Annotated in this window: 17 protein-coding genes and 1 pseudogene; 3 read left to right on the top strand and 15 right to left on the bottom strand. The window is 73.8% G+C overall.

What is annotated here, in order from left to right; genetic code table 11:
- Positions 1–112: 112 nt before the first annotated feature.
- The 6 genes and pseudogenes from BRM1_RS10580 to BRM1_RS10555 all read right to left on the bottom strand — a co-directional run bounded on the left by BRM1_RS10580 (position 113) and on the right by BRM1_RS10555 (position 5965).
- Complete coding sequence (locus BRM1_RS10580) at positions 113–832, bottom strand: DedA family protein (protein WP_268525737.1); 720 nt, start codon at positions 830–832, stop codon at positions 113–115.
- A gap of 203 nt (positions 833–1035) precedes the next feature.
- On the bottom strand, positions 1036–1713 hold the full coding sequence (locus BRM1_RS13990; RefSeq protein ID WP_326958654.1) for an ABC transporter ATP-binding protein: 678 nt from the start codon (positions 1711–1713) through the stop codon (positions 1036–1038).
- Between the two features lie 533 nt (positions 1714–2246).
- Positions 2247–2954, bottom strand: a pseudogene (locus BRM1_RS10570) (ABC transporter transmembrane domain-containing protein); the annotation flags it as partial.
- A 235-nt stretch (positions 2955–3189) separates the two neighbouring features.
- Entirely contained in the window at positions 3190–3951 is a 762-nt protein-coding gene (locus BRM1_RS13985; protein ID WP_326956904.1) for an ABC transporter ATP-binding protein, read from the bottom strand.
- 119 nt (positions 3952–4070) lie between these two features.
- Complete coding sequence (locus BRM1_RS10560) at positions 4071–5198, bottom strand: ABC transporter transmembrane domain-containing protein (protein ID WP_268525736.1); 1128 nt, start codon at positions 5196–5198, stop codon at positions 4071–4073.
- A gap of 20 nt (positions 5199–5218) precedes the next feature.
- Positions 5219–5965: a siderophore-interacting protein gene (locus BRM1_RS10555; protein ID WP_268525734.1), complete on the bottom strand. Its 747-nt coding sequence runs from the start codon at positions 5963–5965 to the stop codon at positions 5219–5221.
- A 296-nt stretch (positions 5966–6261) separates the two neighbouring features.
- Between BRM1_RS10555 and BRM1_RS10550 the strand changes: the two genes are divergently transcribed.
- Both BRM1_RS10550 and BRM1_RS10545 read left to right on the top strand, forming a co-directional pair.
- Positions 6262–7719, top strand: a complete 1458-nt coding sequence (locus tag BRM1_RS10550) for an NAD(P)/FAD-dependent oxidoreductase (RefSeq protein ID WP_268525732.1) — start codon at positions 6262–6264, stop codon at positions 7717–7719.
- 74 nt (positions 7720–7793) lie between these two features.
- Positions 7794–8984 (top strand): YibE/F family protein, encoded by a 1191-nt coding sequence (locus BRM1_RS10545; RefSeq protein ID WP_268525730.1) that lies wholly within the window; start codon positions 7794–7796, stop codon positions 8982–8984.
- A gap of 56 nt (positions 8985–9040) precedes the next feature.
- Here the strand turns inward: BRM1_RS10545 and BRM1_RS10540 are convergent, their stop codons facing one another.
- The 5 genes from BRM1_RS10540 to BRM1_RS10520 form a co-directional block, all read right to left on the bottom strand.
- The gene (locus BRM1_RS10540) at positions 9041–10765 is read right to left on the bottom strand and encodes an FAD-dependent oxidoreductase (RefSeq protein ID WP_268525728.1); all 1725 of its coding nucleotides are present in this window, start codon (positions 10763–10765) and stop codon (positions 9041–9043) included.
- Between the two features lie 64 nt (positions 10766–10829).
- Positions 10830–12674: a Na+/H+ antiporter gene (locus BRM1_RS10535; protein WP_268525726.1), complete on the bottom strand. Its 1845-nt coding sequence runs from the start codon at positions 12672–12674 to the stop codon at positions 10830–10832.
- 112 nt (positions 12675–12786) lie between these two features.
- The gene (locus BRM1_RS10530; RefSeq protein WP_268525724.1) at positions 12787–14070 is read right to left on the bottom strand and encodes an amidase; all 1284 of its coding nucleotides are present in this window, start codon (positions 14068–14070) and stop codon (positions 12787–12789) included.
- A 27-nt stretch (positions 14071–14097) separates the two neighbouring features.
- On the bottom strand, positions 14098–15048 hold the full coding sequence (locus tag BRM1_RS10525; RefSeq protein ID WP_268525722.1) for an HNH endonuclease: 951 nt from the start codon (positions 15046–15048) through the stop codon (positions 14098–14100).
- 17 nt (positions 15049–15065) lie between these two features.
- Positions 15066–15494 carry a (deoxy)nucleoside triphosphate pyrophosphohydrolase gene (locus tag BRM1_RS10520; RefSeq protein ID WP_268525720.1) on the bottom strand — a complete coding sequence of 143 codons (429 nt, stop codon included), beginning with the start codon at positions 15492–15494 and terminating at the stop codon, positions 15066–15068.
- 203 nt (positions 15495–15697) lie between these two features.
- On the opposite strand from BRM1_RS10520, the gene BRM1_RS10515 reads away from it, so the two are divergent.
- Entirely contained in the window at positions 15698–16657 is a 960-nt protein-coding gene (locus tag BRM1_RS10515; RefSeq protein ID WP_268525718.1) for a C-terminal binding protein, read from the top strand.
- 162 nt (positions 16658–16819) lie between these two features.
- Here the strand turns inward: BRM1_RS10515 and BRM1_RS10510 are convergent, their stop codons facing one another.
- From BRM1_RS10510 to BRM1_RS10495, 4 genes are all read right to left on the bottom strand, one after another.
- The gene (locus tag BRM1_RS10510) at positions 16820–18193 is read right to left on the bottom strand and encodes an NAD-dependent succinate-semialdehyde dehydrogenase (RefSeq protein ID WP_268525716.1); all 1374 of its coding nucleotides are present in this window, start codon (positions 18191–18193) and stop codon (positions 16820–16822) included.
- A 435-nt stretch (positions 18194–18628) separates the two neighbouring features.
- Entirely contained in the window at positions 18629–19969 is a 1341-nt protein-coding gene (locus tag BRM1_RS10505) for a Dyp-type peroxidase (protein WP_160953867.1), read from the bottom strand.
- Positions 19970–20190: 221 nt separating this feature from the next.
- A complete protein-coding gene (locus BRM1_RS10500) occupies positions 20191–20820 on the bottom strand; it encodes a copper chaperone PCu(A)C (protein ID WP_160953868.1) in 630 nt (209 codons plus the stop codon).
- 632 nt (positions 20821–21452) lie between these two features.
- On the bottom strand, positions 21453–22181 hold the full coding sequence (locus BRM1_RS10495) for a hypothetical protein (protein WP_160953869.1): 729 nt from the start codon (positions 22179–22181) through the stop codon (positions 21453–21455).
- Between the last annotated feature and the right edge of the window lie 166 nt (positions 22182–22347).

Raw genomic sequence — 22347 nt, 5'->3', positions numbered from 1 at the left:
GCGGGGCGGGCACGACCCGCCGCCTGCGCGCGGGGGTGACTGCCCGGAGTGCGACACGGGGCCGGGCCGGCCGGTCGAGCCGGGGCTCAGCGGGAGGCGATTGCCCGAAGCCTCAGCGGGGCGTGTCGGCGGGGGTCTCCCCCGCCTCGGGCGCGGTGGGCTCGACGACCTCGCGGCGCTTCGTGCCGCGGCTCTTGAGCCACGCGATCACCATGGGGATGACGGAGAGCCCCACGAGCACGATCGCCCACAGGTCCACGTGCTCGCGGATGATGTCGATCGAGCCCAGGAAGTAGCCGGCGACGGAGAGCAGCGTGCCCCACAGGATCGCGCCGGAGACGTTCCAGCCGATGAAGCGGCGATAGGGGTAGGCGGCGATGCCCGCGGCCAGCGGCGTGAACGTGCGCACGAACGGCACGAAGCGCGCCAGCACCAGGGAGGGGCCGCCGTGCTTGGCGAAGAACTGCTCGGCGGCGTGGAGGCGGGTGGTGTTGAGGATCTTCGCGTCGTCCTTGAAGAACCTGCGGCCGAAGCGCCTGCCCAGGAAGTAGCCCACCTGGTCGCCCAGGATCGCCGCGGCCCACACGACGACGATGAACAGCAGCAGATTCACGCCCATGGCCGGGGCGAGCATCCCGCCCACGAACAGCAGCGAATCGCCGGGCAGGAACGGGAACAGCACGCCCGATTCGATGAAGACGATGAGCGCGACGACGGCCAGCATCCACGGGCCCGCGCCCTCGAGGATGGGCGTGGGGTCGAGCAGGCCGGAGGCCTGGACATCGAGGGCGGGTGAGACGTCGGCGGCCGCGGTGGCGAGCACATCGAGCATGTGTGAGAAGTCCTTTGGTCGGGGCGTCCCCTCCATGATGCCGGATCAGCCTGTGACTCGCCTGCACCGCGCGGTGGGCCGCCGAGGCGCGGGCGGGTGGGTGTCCTCCGCCCGGGGGTGGGCTCGGGGGGCGCCTCCGGGCGCACGCAGGTGCGGCGGGCGGCGGGGGCGGTGAGCCGGCTCCTCGGCCCGGTCCTCCCGGTTCACCCGCCCGCCTGCGCGTGGGCGCCGCGCGACCACGCCTCCCACAGCCGGGCGTAGAGTCCGCCGGCTGCCGCGAGCTGTTCGTGCGTGCCCTCCTCGGCGATCCGACCGGCGTCCATGACGACGATCCGGTCCGCGGCCGCCGCCTGGGACGGCCGGTGGGCGATGACGATGCCGCCCCGGCCTCGGAGCACGGCGGCCGCAGCCGCATCGAGGGCCCGCGAGCCGGCCGATCCCGCCTCCGCGGTCGCCTCATCGAGCACGGCGAACGCGGGTCCTGCCGCCTGCAGCCGGGCGAGCGCGAGCATCTGCTCCTGCATGGGCGTGAGCGGATGTCCGGTGCCGCCCACCCGGGTGTCCGCACCCTGTGGCAGTGCCGCCACCCACGGCGCGGCTCCCACCGCGGCGAGCGCGGCCTCGAGCCGCTCGCGCGGGGCACCGTAGGCTCCAGCGGCCACGTTGTCGAGCACGGTGGCCTCGAACGTGTGGACCTCCTGGCTCACCATCGCGATGCGGCCGCGCAGCGCGGCGGCGGGCAGCGACCGCACCGGCACGAGCACCGGCGCGGGGGCGGATGCGGGCACGGGCGCGGAGGTGGGGGCTGGGCCGGCGGGGCCGACCGGGTCGGCGGCGAATTCGAATGTGACCGAGCCGCCGGTGGGCTCGAGCGCGCCGATCGCGGCCTGGGCGAGCGTCGTCTTGCCCGCCCCGCTGGGCCGACGATCGCCACCACCTCGCCCGCCGCCACCCGCAGCGAGACCGCATCGACGGCCGGGTGCGCGCCTCCGTAGTCCACGGTGACGTCGGTGAGCACGAGTGCACAGGGTTCGCCTGTCGCCACAGCGCTCGACCCCGCAGCGTCCGATCCCATAGCTACCGGCATCGCAGCACCCGAGCCCACGGTGCCCTGTCCCTGGGCGGCGCGCGCATCGGCAGACCGCCCGCCGTCATCCCGTGCTGCGCTGCGCCCCTGGCCGCTCGCGAGCCCCCGTCCCACGCGCGCCGAGCCCGCGCGGACCGCGGGCTCGTCCGCGGGCCCGTCCACCTCGGCAGTCGGCGCCTCGCCGCCTACCTCGATGACGCCCACCATCCGGGTGAGCGAGGCGCCGGCGGACTGCACCTCGTCGAAGAGGTCGACCACCACGCTGATGGGATCGAAGAGGCGGTGGAAGATGAGCGCCGCGGTGCTCACCGCGCCGGCGGTCGTCCAGCCCGCCGCCACGAAGGCGAAACCGCCGCCCAGGAGCGCCGCCAGCGTGATCGCCTCCGCCCGGTTGTTGCGCGCCGCGGCCAGTGTCAGCAGGCGGAACACGCAAATCGACAGGTCGCGCGCCCGGCCGGACGCCGCGTCGATGCGGCGCAGCTCGCCGCGTTCGGCCGCATAGGCGCGCAGCGTCTCCACTCCGGTCAGCGCGCCCAGCATGCGCTGCGCGCGCACCCCGAACGCCGCACGCTCCCGGCGGTACAGGGGCGCCGAGCGCGGCAGGTACCACCGCACGGTGAGCGCATAGAGCGGCAGCGCGATGAGCCCGATGAGCGCCAGGCGCCAGTCCACCGCGGCCAGCCCCGTCGCTGCGACGACGATCGTGAGCCCCGCCTGCAGGAAGAGGGGCAGCACCTCGGAGGCGGATTCGGAGACCCGGTCCGCATCCGAGGTGACACGCGAGACGAGGTCCCCGCGCCCGCTGCGCTCGATGCGGGCGGTATCCGCCTGCACGGCGGCGTCGAAGACCCGGCAGCGCAGCTCGCTCACGGCGGGCTCGGCGAGCCGGCCCAGCCACCGCTCGCTCAGCCACGCGCCCACGCCGGCGACGACGGCGGCCACGCCGATGACCGCCGCACCCAGCGCCACCGGGCGCATGGACGGCTGCGCGCTGAGGACATCGACGAGGCGGCCCACGACGTACGGGCCCAGCATCGCCGCGCCCGCCGCGAGCAGGCCGGCGCACACGATGCCCAGCAGCAGCGCGCGGCGCCCGCGCAGCAGAGCCCAGACGGCCGCTGCGGTCGCCCGCCCGCTGGCGGCGGGAATGGAGGCGCCCGCCGGGGCCGCTTCGGCCGCTTCCGCTGGCTCGGAGAATGCCACTGCTCCGGCAGACTCCTCCGCTTCGACCGGTTCCTCTCGTGGGGCCGATGCGGCCGGTCGGGCCCGTTCAGTCATGATCGCGCCTCCGATCGGCGGTAGTGGGCGCGGCGGGGGTGCGGGCCGCCGCTGCAGGCCCGGTCTCGGTCGTTCCGGCAATGCCCTGTCGAGCGTCGTGCCGCCCCGCCTCGCCGGCCCGGGCCCCGCTCATCACCGCGGCACCCGCTCCCGCCTTGCCGGGTCGGACACCGCCCGTCTCCCCGTTGCCGCCGCGGGCAGCGGGCACCTCGATGACGCGGTCCGCGGCGGCGCGGAAGGCGGGTGAGGCGCTCAGCACGATCGTCGCGCGGCCCGCGCGCTGGCGGGCCACGCCCGCCGCGATCTGCCACTCGGTCACCGAGTCCACCGCCGAGGTCGGATCGTCGAGGACGAGCACCTGCGGGTCCGCGTGGAGCGCGCGGGCGAGCGCGATGCGCTGGCGCTGCCCGCCCGACAGATTGCCCCCGCCCTCCGCAATCGGATGGTGGAGACCTGCCGGCAGGAGCGTGAGGATGTCGGACACCGCCGAGGCGCCCAGCACCTCGGGTGCCACGCCCGTCCGCTCCCGGCTCGGCGGCCGGTTCGGCCTCACCGCCGTCATCCCGTTCGCAGCCGCAGGACCGGCCGGCGCGTCCTCCGCGTCCGGTCGCAGCGTGATGTTCGAGGCGATCGTGCCCTCGAAGAGGTGGGCCGCATGGGGTGCGGCGATGAGCCCTCCGGTGGCGCCGTCACCGGCCGCCGCGAGGGCCGCCGCGCACTCGCGGGCCAGCGCCGGGTCGGCGATGTCGAGCACGGTGAGGCCGGGCGCCAGGAGAAGGCCCTGAGAACCAGAGGCGGCGTGCGTGCCGCACGCGTCGGCAGCGGTGACCTCCGGTATCCGCGGCCGCGGCCGTGGACCCGGGGTCAGCGGCCTCAGCCGCCGCCTGCCCAAGCCCGCACAGGCGCACCGAGCCGGTGGACACCTCGGCGACAATGCGCGCGCGCCGCTTCGCCATCGGCACCGCCGGCACCCGGCCCATCCACCGCGGCGACCCCGGCGCCGCGCGCCTCCACCCCCGCGTCCGCCCCGCTCAGGAACTCCGCGATGCGCGCGGCGGCGCCGGAGGCGCGGGCGAAGCTCGCAAGCGCATTCGTCACCGTGCTCATGGGCCCGGCCAGGTAGGCGGCGGCGCCCACGATCGCCACGAGCTGTCCCGGGGCCAGGGCGCCGTCCACCACCCTGCCGCCGGCGGCCAGGACGATGACGGCCAGCAGCAGCGTGACGGCGCCGGTGCCGATCCCGGTGACCCGCCCCTCGGCGTCGGCCGTCGCAGCGCCGGCCGCGGCCGCGCGCTGGGAGGCCGTGCGATAGCGGCGGCGCGCCCACGCCTGCCCGCCGATCGAGGAGAGGATGCGCAGCCCGGACATGTGGTCCGCGGCGGAGGCCGAGGCCTCGCCGATCGCCTCCTGCTGGGCGTGGCTGCGCTGCGAGATGCGGCGGGCGGGCGCGGCGACGAGCGCCAGCGTGAGCGGCACGCCCAGGAGGACGGCGAGGCCCGCGGGCACGTCGGTGCTCAGCAGCCACACCGCGGTGCCCACGATCCCGGCGAGCGCCCCGCCGCCCAGGGCGAGCTGGCGGAAGATGAGGCTCGCGCGCTCGGCATCGGACGTCGAGAGCGCGATGACCGCGCCCGGTGCTCGCCCGCCCAGCGCGGACTGCGAGGTCAGGGCCGTGCGCGCGATCTCCACGCGCAGCGCGTGGGACTCGCGGTGGACGCACGCGTTGAGCAGGCGCGCGCCGAAGCGATAGCTCAGGCTCAGGACGGTGAAGAGCACCGCGAAGGCCGCGAGCAGGATGAGCAGCGCCGGCAGGCTCCGGGGGATGATGGCCCGCTCGACGATGATGCCGATCGCGATGGGCACGGCCGCCTCGCACAGCTGCCACAGCGCCATGAGCACCATGCCCGCCGCGACGGTCCCGCGCCGGCGGGCGATGGCGCGGCGCAGCAGCGCGCGGGCCGTGCGCGGGGCCGGCTCACCGGGGTCCAGCGCCGGGGGCACGGCTGTGTGCGTGGGCGCGCTCAGCGGCCGGCCACCCCTTCGATCCAGTAGTTCTGCGCGTGCTGGTGGGCGCGGTCCAGGCGGAGGACGTCCTTGACGATCGCCTTCGCCGCCCGCACGAGGCGCCGCTCGCCGGCCATCCACGCGTAGGCGCGTTCACGGCCGACGGTGAGCTCGCGCAGCGCGGGCGCGGCCAGGGTGCCGCGCTCGGCACCGCCGAGCGTCAGCCACTGCCAGGCGAGGTTCGGATGCGCGGGCACGGGGATGCCCGATGGGGCCGGGTGCTCGTCCTCGACGATGACGCTCACGGCGGCCTCGGGCCGGTGCTCCGCCGCGTGGGCGATGACCGTGAGGATGGCCGGCAGTGCGGTGGAGTCGCCCACGAGGATGAAGCGCTTCACGTCCTCGGGGGCCGCGAGGCCGCTCTTCGACGGCATGGCCTCGACCCGGTCGCCGGGGCGGGCGCGCTTGGCGAAGTCGCCGGCCGGTCCCGGCGCCTCGTGGAGGACGAAGTCGATGTCGAACGTGCCCGCGGCCGCATCTGCCCCGATGAAGGTGTAGCCGCGCTGGCTCACGTCCTGGCGCTGCTCGTTGGGCACCCACAGGCGCATCCACGTCGTGGGGCGGATGCTCGCGGCGGCCAGGAGCTCGGGGCCCTCGAATCGGATGCGGCGGTACCAGGGCTCCAGGTCCTCCGTGCCCACCACCGCGGCGGGGTAGGCGTGTGCGCCCATGGCGCGGAGCACCCCGCGCTGCCAGTTGGCCATCGTCGTTCCCTCCTGTCGACCCTGCCGTCGAGCGGCCCACCGGCCGCCGCGTGCCACGCGCCCGGCCCGCCGGCCTGCGGCGCAGGCGCCGCGCGCTCTTCGGCCGGGTGAAGTTAGGCAGGCTTTACTCACCGTACCCGAGGCGCGCGCGGGCCGGCCAGCGCCCGTCCGCCTGCCGAGCAGCCGGGCCGGTTCGGGCCGCGGGTGCCAGACTGAGGTCGTGGCCGCCCGAGCGCTGCAGGCGGGCGGGCCGGGCAGGACACGCGACAACGGAGCCGCACAACCACGGGAGCGCCATGGACTACCGCAACGGAGAGATCTCGCACTGGATGCGCGGGGCTGATGAGGCCGGCCCCGCCGCGCCCGCCCACCGGCCGCTGCCGGGCGCCGCGCAGGACCTCGTCATCGTCGGCGGCGGCCTCACCGGGCTGTGGGCGGCGTACTACGCCAGCCAGCGGCACCCGGAGTGGTCCATCACCATCCTCGAGACGAAGCGCGTGGGCTACGGGGCCAGCGGCCGCAACGGCGGCTGGCTCTCCGCGCTCATCCCGGGCAACCGTGCGGCCTATGCGCGGGCCGTCGACCGCGCGGGCGGCAACGGCCTGCAGGCCGTGCGGGCCTTCCAACGGGAGCTCTTCGCCACGATCGACGAGGTGCTCGCGGTGCTCGACGCGGAGGGCATCGACGCCCACCAGGTGCGCGGTGGCAACCTGGAGGTCGCGCAGACGGCGGCCGGAATGGAGCGGATGCGCGCGCGCCGCGCGGCGGACGTGGAGTACGGGTACGCGGAGGACCAGGCCCAGCTCCAGACGCCGGAGCAGACCACGGCGCGCATCAACGTGGCGCGCGCCCACGGCGGGGTCTTCTACCCGGAGACCGCGGCCGTGGACCCCGCGCTCCTGTGCCGGGGCCTGGCCCGCGTGCTGCGCGCCCGTGGCGTGCGCATCTGCGAGGACGCGCGAGCCCGGAGCGTCGCCTCGGCGGCGGGCTCGGGGCAGGCCACCGTCGTGACCGAACGGGGTCCGGTCAGCGGTGCCACCGTGCTCGTGTGCCTCGAGGCCTACTCGGGCGGCCTGCGCAGCGACCTGCCCGCGCTCGCCCCGCGCCAGGTGATCCCGGTGAACTCGTCCATGATCGCCACCGAGCGGCTGAGCGCCGCGGACTGGGCGCGCATCGGCTGGGACGGCCGCGCCTGCCTGGGGGATGCCGCGCACACGTTCGTCTACGCCCAGCGCACCGACGACGGGCGGATTGCGATCGGGGGGCGCGGTTCGCCCTACCGGTTCAACTCCGGGACGCCCGGGGCCGGCGAGGTGGACGCGGGCACGGTCGAACAGCTCAGCCGCCAGCTCGCCGGCCTGTTTCCCGAGGTGTTCCCGCATGGCCATGCGCCCGTGGCACACGCGTGGCGCGGTGTCATCGGCGTCACCCGGGACTGGTGTGCGGGGGTGTTCTTCGATGAGCGCGCCCGCGTGGGCACGGTCCGCGGCTACGCCGGCCACGGGGTCACGGCGGCCAATCTGGCCGCCCGCACGCTGCTCGACCGGGCGGAGGGCCTGGACACCCCGCTCACCGCGCTGCCGTGGAACGACCACGATTCGGGCAGGTGGGAGCCCGAGCCCATTCGCTGGGCCGGCGTGCACGGCATGTACCGGCTCTTCGGGGTCGCCGATGCCTGGGAGGAGCGCCGCGGGGCCCAGCACACCTCGCTGCTCGCCCGCCTGGGGGGCCGGCTCGCGGGCCTCGCCGAGTAGGCCGGCCGCTGTGCGCCCACGAGCGCGGTCGTCGGCGCGCACGCCCGCCCAGCGCACCTCGGTAGCATTCCCCCATGCACCTGCACTCGGACTCAGCGCCGCCCCCGCCCGCCTCGCCCGCGGCGCGCATCGCCATGCTCGTGCTCGTGGGGCTGCTGGCGGCCGCGGCGCTCACCGGCCTCATCGCCCTGTGGCCAGCGCACGGGGCACAGGGCGCACAGGGCAGTCCGGGCGGCGAGGAGCAGGGCGGGCTGTCCACCGCCGTCGTCACCGCCGTGGACTCCTCGGCCTGCGCGGACGCGGCGGGCGGCGCCGGGACCGGCGGCGATGGCTGCGCCTCGGCCCGTGCGCGGGTCGATGGGAAGCCCGTGCGGCTCTACCTGCCCTCCCAGGCGATCGCGGACCTGCCGCAGGTGGGCGACCGTGTCAAGGTCACCGCCGGCCGGGACGCGGACAGCGCGGTGTTCGTCGACTACGACCGCGCGCTGCCCATGGGCCTCCTCGCCGCGCTGTGCGCGCTGGCGGTGCTGGGCGTCGCCAGCCTGCGGGGGCTGCGGGCGCTGCTGGGGCTGGCCTTCGCGTTCGCGGTGATCCTGGGCTTCATGCTGCCGGCCATGCTGAGCGGGCGGCCCGCCCTGCTCGTGGGCCTCACGGCCGCGGCCGCCATCATGCTCGTCGTCATGTACGTGGCGCACGGCTTCACGCTGCGCACCACCGCCGCGCTGCTGGGCACCGCGGCGGGCATCGCCATCACGGGCGCCCTGGCGCTCGTCATCACCCACCGCGCCCAGCTCACCGGCCGCTTCGAGGACGACTCCTACGTGCTCGCCGCCTACCATCACCTGGCGAGCGGCGACGTGGTCGTCTGCTCCATCCTCATTGCGGGCATCGGAGTGCTCAACGATGTGACGATCACCCAGGTGTCCGCGCTCTGGGAGCTGGCGCGGGCGCAGCCCCGCAGCGGTCGCTGGGAGCTGTTCTCCGCGGCCATGCGCATCGGCCGCGACCACATCGCCTCGAGCGTCTACACGGTCGCGTTCGTCCTCACGGGCGGTGCGCTTGCCACCCTGCTCGTGGTCTCCACCTCCGGCCGCCCGGTCTTCCAGCAGCTCCTGCTGGGCCAGCAGGCCGTGGAGGTCGCCAATATCCTCGTCTGCCTCATCGGGCTGGTCCTCGCGGTGCCGCTGACCACCGCGATCGCGGCGATCGCGGTCCCCCGGCACCGCGCCGAGGCGCCCGCGCAGGCCCGCACGGCCCGTCACTGAGACCCGCGCGGGTCTCCGCGCCCTGCTTTCGACGAGCTCGGCGCACCTCGGCAGACTCAGCGCACCTCGGCGGCGGGCACGAGGCGCGCCACGCGCTCGTGCACGAGGGACACGACGGCGGCGCCCTCACCGGTCGCCGAGGCAACGCGCTTCATCGAGCCCGCGCGCGCATCCCCGGCGGCGTAGATGCCGGGAATCGAGGTCTCCAGGTCCGCGGGCGGCACGTCGGAGGCCCAGCGCTGCCGCGGCAGATCGCGACCGGTGAGCACGAACCCGCGCTCATCGCGCGCCGCCTCCGGCGGCAGCCACTCACAGTGCGGCTCGGCGCCCAGCAACAGGAACAGCCCCTGGGCAGCGACGCGCTCGCGCTCGCCCGAGTCGACGTCCTCGAGCGCCAGCCAGGCCAGCTGGCCCTCCTCGGCCCCGCCATCGGCCACGCGGGTGGAGCCGCGCACGGTGATGCGGGGGTTCGCCTCGATCTCCGTGATGAGATAGGCGGACATCGTCGCGGCGAGGTCCGGGCGGCGAATGGCGATGGTGACCGAGCGGGCGAAGCGCGAGAGGTGCACGGCCGCCTGCCCCGCGCTGTTGCCGCCGCCCACCACCACGACATCGCACCCGCGCATCTCCCGGGCCTGCCCCATGGCCGCCCCGTAGTTCACTCCCTTTCCCACGAGGCCCTCAAGCGCCTCGACCCCCAGGCGCCGGTACGCCACACCGGTCGCCACGACCACCGCACGGGCGCGCAGGGAACCGGCGTCGGTGATGACCTCGTGCGGCTGCCCGTCGCGGCCGGGCCGCACTCCGGTCACGGGCCAGCCCGTGAAGAACCGGGTCCCGAAGCGCAGCGCCTGGCTGCGGGCGCGGAACGCCAGTCGCATCCCGGAGACGCCATGGGGGAACCCCAGGTAGTTGCGGATCATCGAGCTGGTGCCGGCTTGGCCGCCGATCGCCTCGGCTTCGAGCGTCACCGTGCTCAGCCCCTCGCTGGAGGCGTAGACGCTCGCCGCGAGGCCGGCGGGGCCGGCGCCCACGACGACGACGTCGAGCACCTCGGACAACGCCTCGAGCGCCCCGGGATCCGGCCGGCCGTAGACCTCGCGCGCAATGACCTGGACATCGGGGCAGTGGGTGAGGGGCCGACCGCCCACGGAGACGAGCGGCCACTGGCCGGCCGCGCCGTCGTATTCGGCCAGCAGCCGGCACCCCACCGTGGAATCCGGGGTGTGGACGCCGTACGGCCAGCCGGTGCGGAACAGGTACTCACCCAGCTGGCGGGCGGTGGCATCGCCGCTGGGGGCCACGATCTGCACGGTCTCGACCTGGGGCGTCCCCGTGGTCGCCGCCCAGTCGTTGAGCAGGTCGACGACGACGGAGTGGAATTCCTCGTCGCGCGTACCGCGCGGCAGCAGGAGGTGCGTGTCGAACACGCCCATCGCCACCTTGTGCCGCAGCCGTGGGACGTGGTCCAGGTAGTGCTCCCAGGCGGTGACGGCGAGCCTGCGGGCGCTGGGAACCCAGGTCCGGAAGGACTGGAGGGCCTCCATGAAGTCCGCAGGAGCCGCGTCCGTGTCGATGACGGCCAGGACGATCGGCACGCCCGCCTCCTTGAGGGCGCGGGCGCAGTGCCCTGCGGCCGCGACGGTGTCCTCCACGTGGATGGCGTATTCGCGGTCGTAGCGGCCCAGCTGGGTGCGCAGCACGCCCGCATTGGCCGCGGACAGGCAGACGATCGCGGGCAGCGCGGGGTCGATGGCGTGGTTCGCCGAGGGGTCCGTCATGTCGGTCCTGTTCGTCGGTGGGGCAGTCGTGAGGGGGGCGAGGAGAGCGCGGGGAGCGGGCCAGCTATGCGGCCAGACGGTGGACGTAGCACCAGCGCCACGTCTCACCGGGTTCGGCGGACTGCATGACGGGGTGGCCGGTGTGGTGGAAGTGGGCGGTGGCGTGCCTGCCCGGCGAGCTGTCGCAGCAGGCGACCTCCCCGCACTCCAGGCACATGCGCAGCGCCACGGGGTGGATGCCCGCCTCGTCGCACAGGCGGCAGCTGGCGCCCTCCGGCGCGGTCGTCGAGGCGAAGGCCGCGAGGTCGTCGCAGTAGCCGCCCTGTCCGCTGCCGGTGGCGACGATGGGCTCGCGGGCCTCGTTCTCCGGTTCGAGCATGGACTCCTCGTAGTCGAGGGTGGTGAGGACCTCCTGCACGATGTGGGAGGGGAACTTGCCCTTGCGCCGGATCGCGAGGACCCGCGCGCGCTCGGCGGCGATCATGCGGCGGCGGATGCGCGCATAGGCGTCGCTGGGCGTCTCCTGCCCCGGAGTAGTCGACAGCCGCTCCCAAGCGGCGAAGGAGCGCTCCTCGACGCGCTCGCGGATGAGCTGGGAGACGCCGTGGGGATCGCGGTCCTCGCACTCGGAGAGCTCGGCGAGGCCGGCCTCGCCCGCCTTCTGGAGCAGCGAGGCCCGGGCCAGCGCCTCGGCGGCGGGGTCCGCGGCGCTCACGCGCAGGATGCGCGTGACGAGCGGGAGCGTGAGCCCCTGGATGTACAGGGTGCCCAGGACCACCGTGAGGGCGGCGAGGACGAGCACGTCGTGGTGCGGGACATCCTGGGGGATGACGAAGACGGCCGCGATCGTCACGACGCCCCGCATTCCGGCCCAGCCGATGACCAGGGCCGATGACCAGGGCGGGCGCTGGTCGCGGGAGGTCCGCAGGTTGCGCAGCGCGTGGGTGGCGCACAGCCACACGAGGCGGGTGACGATGACGGTTGCGAGCACGGCCGCGCACAGGCCCGCGACGGCGAGCGGGGACATGCCGTCCTCGCTGCCCATGAGGATGCTGGCGGCCTGCAGGCCGATGAGCAGGAAGACCGCGTGCTCGAGGAGGAACGCGGTGGTGGCCCACGTGATGCGCTCGGTGATGCGCGAGCCGGTGGTCTGCACGATGGGGGCCTTGTGGCCGATGAGCAGGCCCGCGACGACCACGGCGATGACGCCGGAGGCCTCCACGGCCTCGGCGGCCAGGTAGGCGGCGAAGGGGACGACGAAGCTGATGCCCATGTCCACGAGCGGGTCGCGGATGAGCGGGCGGACCTTGATGACGATCGTCGCGAGGACCAGGCCCACGACGATCCCGCCACCGGCGGCGATGAGGAACTCGAGGGCGATCTCACCGGCCGCCACGCTGCCGGCGATGGCCGCGACGGCCGCGCGCAGGGCGACGAGGGCGGTGGCGTCGTTGAGGAGCGACTCGCCCTCCAGCACCGTGACGATGTGGCGGGGCAGGCCGATGCGGCGGGCCACCGCGCTGGCCGAGACGGCATCCGGCGGCGCCACGACGGCGCCCAGCGCGAGCGCGACGGACCAGGGGATGTCCGGCGCGAGGAAGTGCACGGCCGCTCCCACCGTCACCGTCGTGACGACGATGAGGGCCACGGAGAGCGAGGCGACGGAGGTGATGTTCGCGCGGATATCGACGATGGAGGTCTGGAGCGCCGCCGAATACAGCAGCGGCGGCAGGAGCCCGTAGAGCACGATGTCCGGCGAGAGCGTGATGGTGGGGACGAAGGGCAGGAACGATCCCACGACGCCGATGACGATGAGGACCATGGGCGCGGGCAGGCGCAGGCGCTCGCTCAGCGCGGTGCCGGCGAGGACCGCGACGGCCAGGCAGACGAGCAGCAGGACGGTGTGCACGCCTGATTCTTACACGCGGCGCAGACATGGCGGCAGGGGCTGAGCGTGGCGAGCGCCTCGGCCGCGCGCACGGGGAGCGGGTGCGGCGCGGGGCGGGCTCCGCGGCATGCGGTCAGTCCTCGCGCATCGCCTCGAGCAGGCGGCCGGCTGCACGCAGGACCTGCACGTCCGCCCCGGGCTTGCCCACCACCTGCAGCGCAACGGGCACCCCCGAGGGCGCGGTGAGCGGCGTGGGGATCACGACGGCCGGCCAGCCCAGCACGTTGAAGGGCATGGAATAGCGCACGAAGTCATCCGCGGTCGCCTCCGTCACCGCATCCCAGGTGGGCACGTCACCGCGGATGGCGGGGGTGATGAGGAGCTGCGCGTCCTGTGTCTGGGCCAGGGCCCGCCGGCGCAGGTCGGCGAGCATCCGCAGGTGCTGCTCGTACTCGCCGGGGGTGATGCCCTCACCCGCCCGGATCATGCGCAGCACGCCCGGCTGGTAGAGGTGGGCGTAGTCGGCCAGGTAGGGGCGGTGGATGCGGTAGGCCTCGTAGCGGCGGACCACGCTGTAGATGGGGCCGGCGGCATCGAGGAGCGTCGCGAGCGCGCGGGTATTGCCGCTGATGGCGCGGGCCCCGGGCAGGGCTTCGGCCGCCGCGCGCGCGAGTCGCGCGATGTTCGGGGCCTCCGGCGTGCGGTCGGACTCCGCGCCGTGCAGCAGGCTGAGGTCGATGGTCAGGGGTTCGTCGGCTCCGGGCACGCCGGCGTGCGGGGCGGCCTGCGAAGCGCTCTGCGGTCCGGTCTCCGGAGCGGTCGCCACGAAGGCGCGCTCGATCACCTCCGTGTCTCGGGCGAAGAAGCCGGGCGTATCGAACGAGGGTGAGAGCGGGAAGATCCCGTCGACGGGCAGCGCCCCGAACGTGGGCTTGAAGCCGATGATGCCCGTGCAGGCGGCTGGCACCCGCACGGAGCCCGCAGTGTCCGTTCCGATGCTCAACGGGACGTCGCCGGTGGCCACGGCAATGGCAGACCCCATGCTGGACCCGCCCGTCACGAGGCCGGGACCCAGGGGGTTGATGCTGCGGCCGTGGGCGGATTCGTCGCCCAGGATGCCGTAGGAGAACTCCTGGCAGTTCGTCGTCGCAACGACCGAGGCGCCCGCCCGCTGGAGCGTGCGCACCAGCGGCGCACTGCGCTCGGCTGGGGCGGGCCGCGCGGGCACGCGCGAGCCGAACGTGGCGCTCACCCCGGCGACGTCGATGACGTCCTTGACGGCAATGGGTGTGTCCGCGAGCGGCAAAGCACGCGCGTCCCGGTCCGCACCCTCTTGCGGGCGATCGCGCCCTCCGTCCGGCAACCGAGTGACGTACGCGTTGAACCCGTCGACCTTGGGGGGTGTCGTATCCGTCATCGTTGACTCCTCATCGTTGATCCCGGTTCACGCATCGCCAAGAAGCCCCGGATCGGCGTCCTCGACGGACGCTGCGCGAAACGCTTCGTAAGCCTGTTCCAGCAACTCCCGGTCGGGACGAGCGGCTCGTTGGCGCGGGATCTTCATGAGGTCGCGGCCGTTGAGTTCTTGCAACCCATGGCGCAGCATCGGGCCGTCTACCTCGTCGAGAAGGTCCTGCCGAATCTCCACGCGGAGGTTGCCGCTGCCAGCCGTTCCGGGCCGAATCCCTAACAAGTATCCATCGAAGGCGGCATGATGGATTTTGCACATCGCCATGCCATTCTTCACCTGAGCAATTCCACCCTCCTCACGGTCCGGCACGATGTGAGCGGCGTCAAGCAGCTCGGAATGTGCAAGATTGCAAATCGCGCAGTGGTTTTCGTAGGCGAGCAACACCTCGGATCGAAAGCGCGGCTGGTGGAGTCGTTGTTTGACGCTGCGGCGTATATAGCGCTTCTCCAACTCCCGGAAACCGTGTTCCAGTGCGGACCCAATCTCGACCGGTGGGGCGTCATCCATCGTGACCGGCATAAGTATGAACCGCTTGGCGTCCCATTCTTCCCCCACCACGTAGACGGGGCACACCGCGTTATAGCGGGGTGCCGGTGAACCTGAGACTCCCACAAACCAGATGATCGGCACGTGGGCAGCCATGGCATTACGCAGCCCGACATTGTTCGCGTGGGTTCCGTCGTCTCCCATCCATGCGTAGCGCACGAGTCCGTCGCCACCCACTTCATCGTTATACGGCGGCGTTTGATCCGGTGGCGTGAATTTCGTGAGCACCGACAGGGTTGATTCCCACCCCGCTGGGCGCCAAATGCCGCGCATGCGGTCCATGAGCGGCTGCCGCTGCCCTTCAACGTGGAAGTCGGCAATCTCCTCGCGCGACAGCGGAATCTGGCCGTCGTGTGTCCGCATGGTCAGCCACTCCATGGCAGCCTGCCTGACGCCTACCGGTTCCACTCGGACTCCCAGTGTTCGATGTTGTCCCCGGCCGTTTGTAGAACGTGTACGGCTGGCAGATCCGGCGCTGCCCATTCCACGTGCGAAAGCTCATGTGGAGCCAGCCACCTCATAGCATCGTGGTCGGTGCTCGTCCGAGGCTCCTCGTTGGCGATCACCCACCAGCAGTGGAGTTCGATGAGCCTGGCACCGACCGCTGTTGTCGCCGCACTCACGTGCTCCCCCACCTGCACATCAATATGCAATTCTTCGTTCAGCTCACGTCGCAGGGCTTGAGGCTGTGTTTCCCCCGCTTCAACCTTTCCACCGGGAAACTCCCAAAGGCCGCCGGCCGAACGATCGGGCGCGCGACGGCAGGCAAGAATGCAGCCCCGGTCAACGATGACGGCCCCGACGACGAGCAATGGCTCCGACATGTGCCCACCCTACGACACCACATCACCCCCGAACCCGCATGACCCCCGCGCCAACAGTGCCCCTCCCCCGGCTGAACTCACACCCACACGCCCCGCCAACCACCGCCGGCTGGACTAGCGTGGAAGGGAAGCGCACGTCGGCCGCCTGCGGGCACCTCGGCGGCGGGGCGGGCGCCAGCCGAACACCGTCGATAGGAGCAGCCATGAAGCGTGTCGTCGTCACCGACCACATGTTCCCCGACCTTCACCACGAGCGCGCCATGGCGCAGGAGTGCGGAGCGGAGTTCAGCGAGGAGAAGGGGCTCACCGACGCCCAGGTGTCCCGAACCCTCGACGGAGCGGACGTCGCGCTCATCGGCACGCTGCAGGTGGACGAGGAGGCGCTGCGGCGCCTCAACCCGGGCGCGGTGGTCATCCGCTACGGCATCGGCTTCGACTGCGTGGACATCGACGCGGCCATGGCGTTGGACATCCGGGTGTGCAACATCCCGGACTACGGCGCGGACACGGTTGCCGACCACACCGCCATGCTCGCCCTCGCCTCGCTGCGCCACCTGGACGAATACAACCGTGCCCTCAAGTCAGGTGACGACGGGTGGTGCGCTCCCGCGGACGTGGGTGTCATCCCGGCGCTGACCGACGTCACCGTGGGCCTGGTGGGCGTGGGCCAGATCGGCCTGCTCGTCGCCCAGCGCCTGCGCGCGTTCGGCGCGCGCATCATCGCCGCGGACCCGTACGCGGACGCCGAGGCGCTGGCCGGCTCCGGCGTGGAGCTCACCTCGCTGCCCGACCTCTTCGAGCGCGCCGACATCGTCTCCCTGCACGCGCCGCTCAACGACGAGACGCGCCACCTCATCGACGCGGCGGCGATTGCGGCGATGAAGGACACCGCGATCCTCGTCAACACCGGCCGCGGCGCCCTCGTCGACACGGCGGCGGCCGCGCAGGCGGTGACGGACGGCCGGCTGGGCGGGCTGGCCTTCGACGTCTTCGAGTCCGAGCCGCTGGAGCCCGGCCATCCGCTGCGCCGCAGCCCCCGCACCCTGCTCACGCCGCACTCGGCCTTCTACTCCACCCGCGCGATGGACAATCTGCAGCGCTTCGCGGCCGAGGAGATGGGCCGCGCGCTCCGGGGCGAGCCGCTGCGCTGCCCCCTCAACTGAGCGCACGCGCATCCGAGCGCACGCATACGCCCGCGACACTGACCGCCCGCGCGCGAGCGAGCGCACGCGCATCCGCCCCCGTCCGCGTGGACGGGGGCGGATGCGCGTGATTGCACGGTCTGCACCGCGGGCTCCCGGGCAGGGCTCCGGGAGCCCGGGGGCTCAGTCGGCGACGAAGTACAGGCGCTTGTTGACGAACTCGTCCATGCCGATGGGTCCCAGCTCGCGGCCGTAGCCGGAGTGCTTGACGCCGCCGAAGGGCAGCTGCGCCCCCTCGGCGGAGTACGAGTTGACCTTGGCCATGCCCACCTCGAAGCCCTGGCCCACCTTCTTGGCGCGCTCGACGTCCTTGGCGAAGACCGTGCCGCCCAGGCCGAACTGGGAGTCGTTGGCCACCTCGAGCGCCTCCTCGTCCGAGGACACCGCGTAGACGACGGCGACAGGGCCGAAGAACTCCTCGTAGTACACGTCCGAACCACGCGGGATGTCCGTGAGGACGGTGGGCTCGAAGTACGCCCCGTCACCGGTCATGGAGCCGCCGATCTGCACGGTGCCGCCGGCATCGCGCACCTGGTCGATCTGCGCCGCGAGGTTCTCCGCGGCGGACTTCGACGACAGCGGCTGGTAGACCGTGGGGTCGTCCGAGTCGACGGGGCCGGGCTTCATCTGCTGCGCCTGCTCGATGAGGGCCGCCACGAACTCGTCGTAGATGTCCTCCATGACGATGAGGCGCTTGTTCGAGTCGCACGCCTGGCCCGTGTTGTACATGCGGGTCTCCCAGGCGTCCTTTGCCGCCGCCTTGACGTCGTCCGTGTCGAGGATGACGTAGGGATCGGAGCCGCCCAGCTCCAGCACCGCCTTCTTGAGGTTCTTGCCGGCGATCGCGCTGACGGCGGCGCCCGCGCGCTCCGACCCGGTCAGGGAGACACCCTGGATGCGATTGTCCGCGATGATGTCCTCCACCTGCTCGTGCGAGGCGAAGACATTGGTGTAGACGCCGGCGGGCACACCCGCGTCGTCCATGATCTGCTGGATGGCGAGCGCGGACTTGGGGCAGATCTCCGCGTGCTTGAGCAGGATGGCGTTGCCCAGCATGAGGTTGGGGGCGGCGAACCGCGCCACCTGGTAGTAGGGGAAGTTCCACGGCATGATGCCCAGCAGCACGCCCACGGGCCTGCGCTCGAGCATCGCCTTGCCGTTGTCCGCCTCCAACGGCTGCGGGGCCGCGAACTTCGGGCCGTTGTCCGCGTAGTACTGGAAGATCTCGCCGCAGTATTCGGCCTCGCCCACGCCCTCGCTCACGCGCTTGCCCATCTCCTGGGCGATGATCTTCGCGAGCTCGTCCTTGCGCTCGTCGAAGAGCGCCGCGACCTTCGACACGACGCTCGCGCGGTCCTCGATGGGCTTGGCGGCCCACTGGGCCTGGGCCTTCGCTGCGGTGTCGAGGGTCTGTTCGAGCTGGTCGTCGGCGATGAAGTCGAACGTCTCCTCGACCGTGCCCGTTGCCGGATTCTCAATGCGGTAGCCAGCGCTCATTGCGCGTCTCCTTCTCTGTCCTCGCGACTCGCCGCGGGCAAGCGCCCTCGACGTGCCCGCGCGCACCGCGGGCCAGTGTGCAGCCGGGCGCCCTCGGCTATGCCGCGGCGCCCGTGGTCCGGCCGCGGGTGGGCTACGCGGGCACGTGCCCCGCACGGACGCCCCGGCGCGGACCGCTGCCGCCAGCCTAGCGACGCCGCCCCGCACCGGACAGACCCGCTCGGGCATTCGAGACGAATGCGCCCGGGATTCCCAGCCCGGGCGCCTGGCCGCACATCCGGCTCGCCGCCCACCCCGGGACTCCCAGCCCCAGCACCCGGCTCGGGCGCCAGGCCACCGTGCTCGACGCTCACCCCGGACGCCCACCCTGGCCCTCCGCCGCCGAGGCGCGGACCGAGCCCGCCCGCGCCCGCACCTCGGGCGCGGGGCGGCGCCTCACCCGAACAGCGAACTGCCCACGTAGTCCCCCGGGCCCCGGGCGCCGGGAGGGATCGCCCACACCGTGGAGCCGATGGGCGTCGTCCACTCGTTGAGCAGATCGACCTGCGCCAGGCGGTGCTGGATGGGCTGGAACTGGCGTTCGATGTCGGCCTGGAAGGAGGCGAACATGAGGCCCGTGCGATCGAACTCGGCCTCCTCGGCGGCGGCGTCCTCGCGCGCGGCCGGCCCCGTGCTGCGGGGCACGTGCACGCCGCCGGTCACCACCTCCTGGTAGGCGTAGACCCGGCGGTAGATCTGCTGTTCGGCGGGGGCCTGCTCTTTGCCGTCCAGCCGGGCGCGCGCCATGTGGCAGGCGGCGGGGATGACCGTGAGCCCGCGGGCGTCCGTGGCGGCGAAGTCCGGTTCGTCGCGCTCGGTGCGCCCGGTCAGGGGTGCCCCGGTGTCCAGCGTGCGGCCCACGGAGAACTCCCGGGCGGGCCGGTCCGCACGGTCCCACGTCGCCATGTTCATGGCGATGTCGCGCAGGACCAGTGCGGTCCCGCCGCGCAGCCAAGCAGGATTGCCCGCGGCCAGCCCCAGCGGCGGCAGGCCCCGGGCGGTGTTGTCCGGGACATCGGAGCCCGCGGTCTCACCCCACACGAGCCGTGCGAAGTCCTCCGTGCCGGGGGCGGGGTTGGCGGTCCCGTCCACCTGCCCGAAGGGATTGCGCAGGGTCGTGCCCGCCGGGTCGGAGCCGTAGGCGCGCCGCTGGGCCGCCTGCGTCCACGCGATCCGGGTGAAGCTGCGGGCGTCCTTGAGCAGCATGCGCACGGCGTGGGAGACGGCCTGCGCATCGTCCGCGCAGACCTGGAGCAGCAGGTCGCCCGCGCACAGCCGCGCCTCCAGCCGGTCGATCGGGTAGTGCGGCAGCGGCCCCAGCCAGGGCGGGACCGCGCGCCGGCCGGCCAGGGAGACGAGCCCGCGCCCGAATCCGAACGTCACGGTCAGCCGCGCCGGGCGCAGCGCGAGCTCCGGCTCCGTGTCCGCAAGCGGCCCCTCGCCCTGTGTGAGCGCGGCCGCGTCGTCGCTGAGCAGGCGCAGCAGGCGGATTGCCCCGGCGGCGTCGACGCCGTCGCGTAGCGTGAGCGCGACGAACTGCGCGTGGGCCGGCGGGGGCGTCTCCACGCCGGCCTGGTGTCCCCCGTAGAACGGGACGCGCTCGGAGCCGTTGGCGCCCTGCGCATCGATCCGCGCCTCGGCGGCATTCCCCGCCCCGGGCCGGGCACCGGCCGCACTGCTGGCCAGCAGCGCGGCCCCGGCGCCCAGCCCGAAGCCCGCGAGGCCCCCGCCCAGCACCCCCCGGCGCGTCGTGCCCCGGTGGGGGCATGCGGGTGCGGGCTGCGAAGAGTCACCGCGGGGCGGCGGGCCCGGCTGTTCGCCCGGCCCCTCCGCGGAGCCCTCCGCATGCGTCTCGACGGGCCCGCTCGTGGGCCGGGCGCCCGGGCCGGCACCGGGTGCCGCACCGGCACCCCCGCCCGGCGCGCCCCGGGCCGGATCCGCTCGCCGCCTGCGCCAGCTCATCCGTGCGAGTGCCCCTCGTGGGCGCCCTCGGAGGCGTGGCCGGCATCCGACTTCATGCCCGGCATGTCCGACATCTGCGTGGCCGCCCCCGAGGCGTCCGACGGGCTGGCCCCGCCGTACTCCTCCTGCGCCCCGGCGAAGTCCTTGGCGCCCACGGTCAGCTTGGCCTCGCCCGCACTGGTCTGCAGCGTGAGGTCGATCTGCGCCCCGGGCTTGAGCGCCTTGCCGAGCTTCATGAGCATGATGTGATCGCCGCCGGGCTTGAGCTCGTAGACCCCCTGCCCGGGGACCTTGAAGCCGCCCTTCTTCTCCTGCATGGTGGTGCCGCCGCTGGAGTCCGTGCTCGTCTCGTGCAGCTGCACCATGCCCGCGGCGTCCGTGGCGGCGCCGGTGACCGTGATCGCGGACGCGGAGTCGTTGCTCAGCGTGCCGAAGACCGCGGTCATCTGGCCCTTGCCGGCCGCCTTCACCCAGCCGCGCTCCAGGTGCAGGGCATCCTGTGCGCTCTGGGGCTGGGCCGCGGAGCTCTGCGCCGCGCCACCGGGCCCGCCGCATCCGGCGGCCCCCAGGGCGAGGGCAAGCGCAGCGGCGGGGGCGGTCAGGGCGATCGCAATGTTCTTCTTCATGGTGATCCTTCGTGTCAGCACGGCGAGCGTGCGTGGGTGGGGGCGCGCGTGCGCCCGGTGTCTGTTGTGTGGGGGTCGCCGAGGCGCTCCTCGGCGGCCGCTGGTCGCGCACCGACCGGGGCCGGCGCAAGGGGCTGCGCGGCTGCCCGGAGTCGGGTCCGCCGGCGAACCGCGGTGAGCGCTCTGACCCGCCCAGTGCCCTGCTCCGCCGAGTGCCCTGAGCCAGGCGGCCGCGGGCGCGGTGCCCCGCGCAGCGCGCACCGGGTGCGCTGCCGCGCATTGCACCAGGGGCACCGCGGAGCGGGGCAGACGGGCCGCAGAGCGGCGAGTCCACGGGCGTGGCCGAACGGGCGCCGAGCCGCGGGGCTGACCCTCGCGGCAGCGCCGATCGGGACCATTGCGTCCGCTTCGCTCGCTCCGCTCAGGCGGCGGCAGGCGGCGAGGACCGCAGCCGGCGTTCGACGGCCGGCAGCCGCGGCCCGCTCGCATCGGCGCCGAGCGGCAGCACCGCGCACGGGTGCCCGAACCGGACCGGGAGGTCACGACCCCGGGGCGATCCACCACTGGCGGGTCGCGGGGGTGTCAGCTCCCGGAGAACGGGGCGGGGGGCCCGCGGAATCGGAACCGCGGAATCAGGCGCAGGCGGAAGGCGGGCCGCGCAGCACCCGCGGGACTGTCAGGGCGGGAAGGAGAGGGCGGGGCGCATCGGCGGGGCGAACCCGGATGCGCGGGCGCGCGAAGCGCACGGGAACGAGGACGGCGATGCGCGCCACGGTGCGCAGCAGCGCGGCGGGAAGCGCCCGCAGGGCAGCCTCCCCGTAGCGCAGGAGCACCACGGTGACGGCGGCCGCGAGGGCGTGGGCGAGGAGCATGCGCAGGTTCGCCGAGGCGCCATCGGCATGCGCAGCCGGCCCGTGGGCGTGCGCGGCCGCGTGCGGGGCCTGGGCGCCCGTGCCCGCCGTTGCCGCAGACCGCCCGGTGCCACCGGCCGCAGGTCCAGCGGATGCCGGGGCGGTGTGCGAGTGCGAGCCGTACGAGCGCTCCAGGGCCGACGACGGCGCGTGCTGGGCATGAGGTGCGGCTCCGGCGTGTTCCACCCCGGGCTCCTCGGAGACCGTCAGCTCCGGCAGCGCCACGGCGCCGAAGACTCCCATGAGGCCGTGCATGAGGAGCTGGGCGCCGACGACCGTCACGGCAAGGCCCGCCAGGCTGAGGCGGCGGCGCAGCAGGATGAGCGCAGCCCAGAAGGTGAAGAGCAGGCAGACGAGGGCCGCAAGCAGCGAGGCCGCCCCGCCCACCGCGTGGTGCAGCGCCAGCGCCGCACCGGTGGCGACGGCGGAGGCACCGAGCGCACGGAGCACGCGGGGATTGGCCCCGGTCATCTCCACCTCCGCTCTGCCCCGCCGTTGCGGCGCGCCGGTCGTTGTCAGTCGGCCGCCCGCCCGGGCGGCAGGCTCATTGTCCCATGGCTCCGAACTCACCTCCGCAGGCCCGCGCGTGCACTGAGACCCGCGGTCTCGTTTCGTG

It is taken from the genome of Brevibacterium sp. BRM-1, from assembly GCF_026802075.1.
In the GTDB taxonomy this organism is placed as follows: domain Bacteria; phylum Actinomycetota; class Actinomycetes; order Actinomycetales; family Brevibacteriaceae; genus Brevibacterium; species Brevibacterium rongguiense.
Note: the sequence above shows the minus strand (reverse complement) of the source record. Positions and strands in the feature narration are given on the sequence as shown.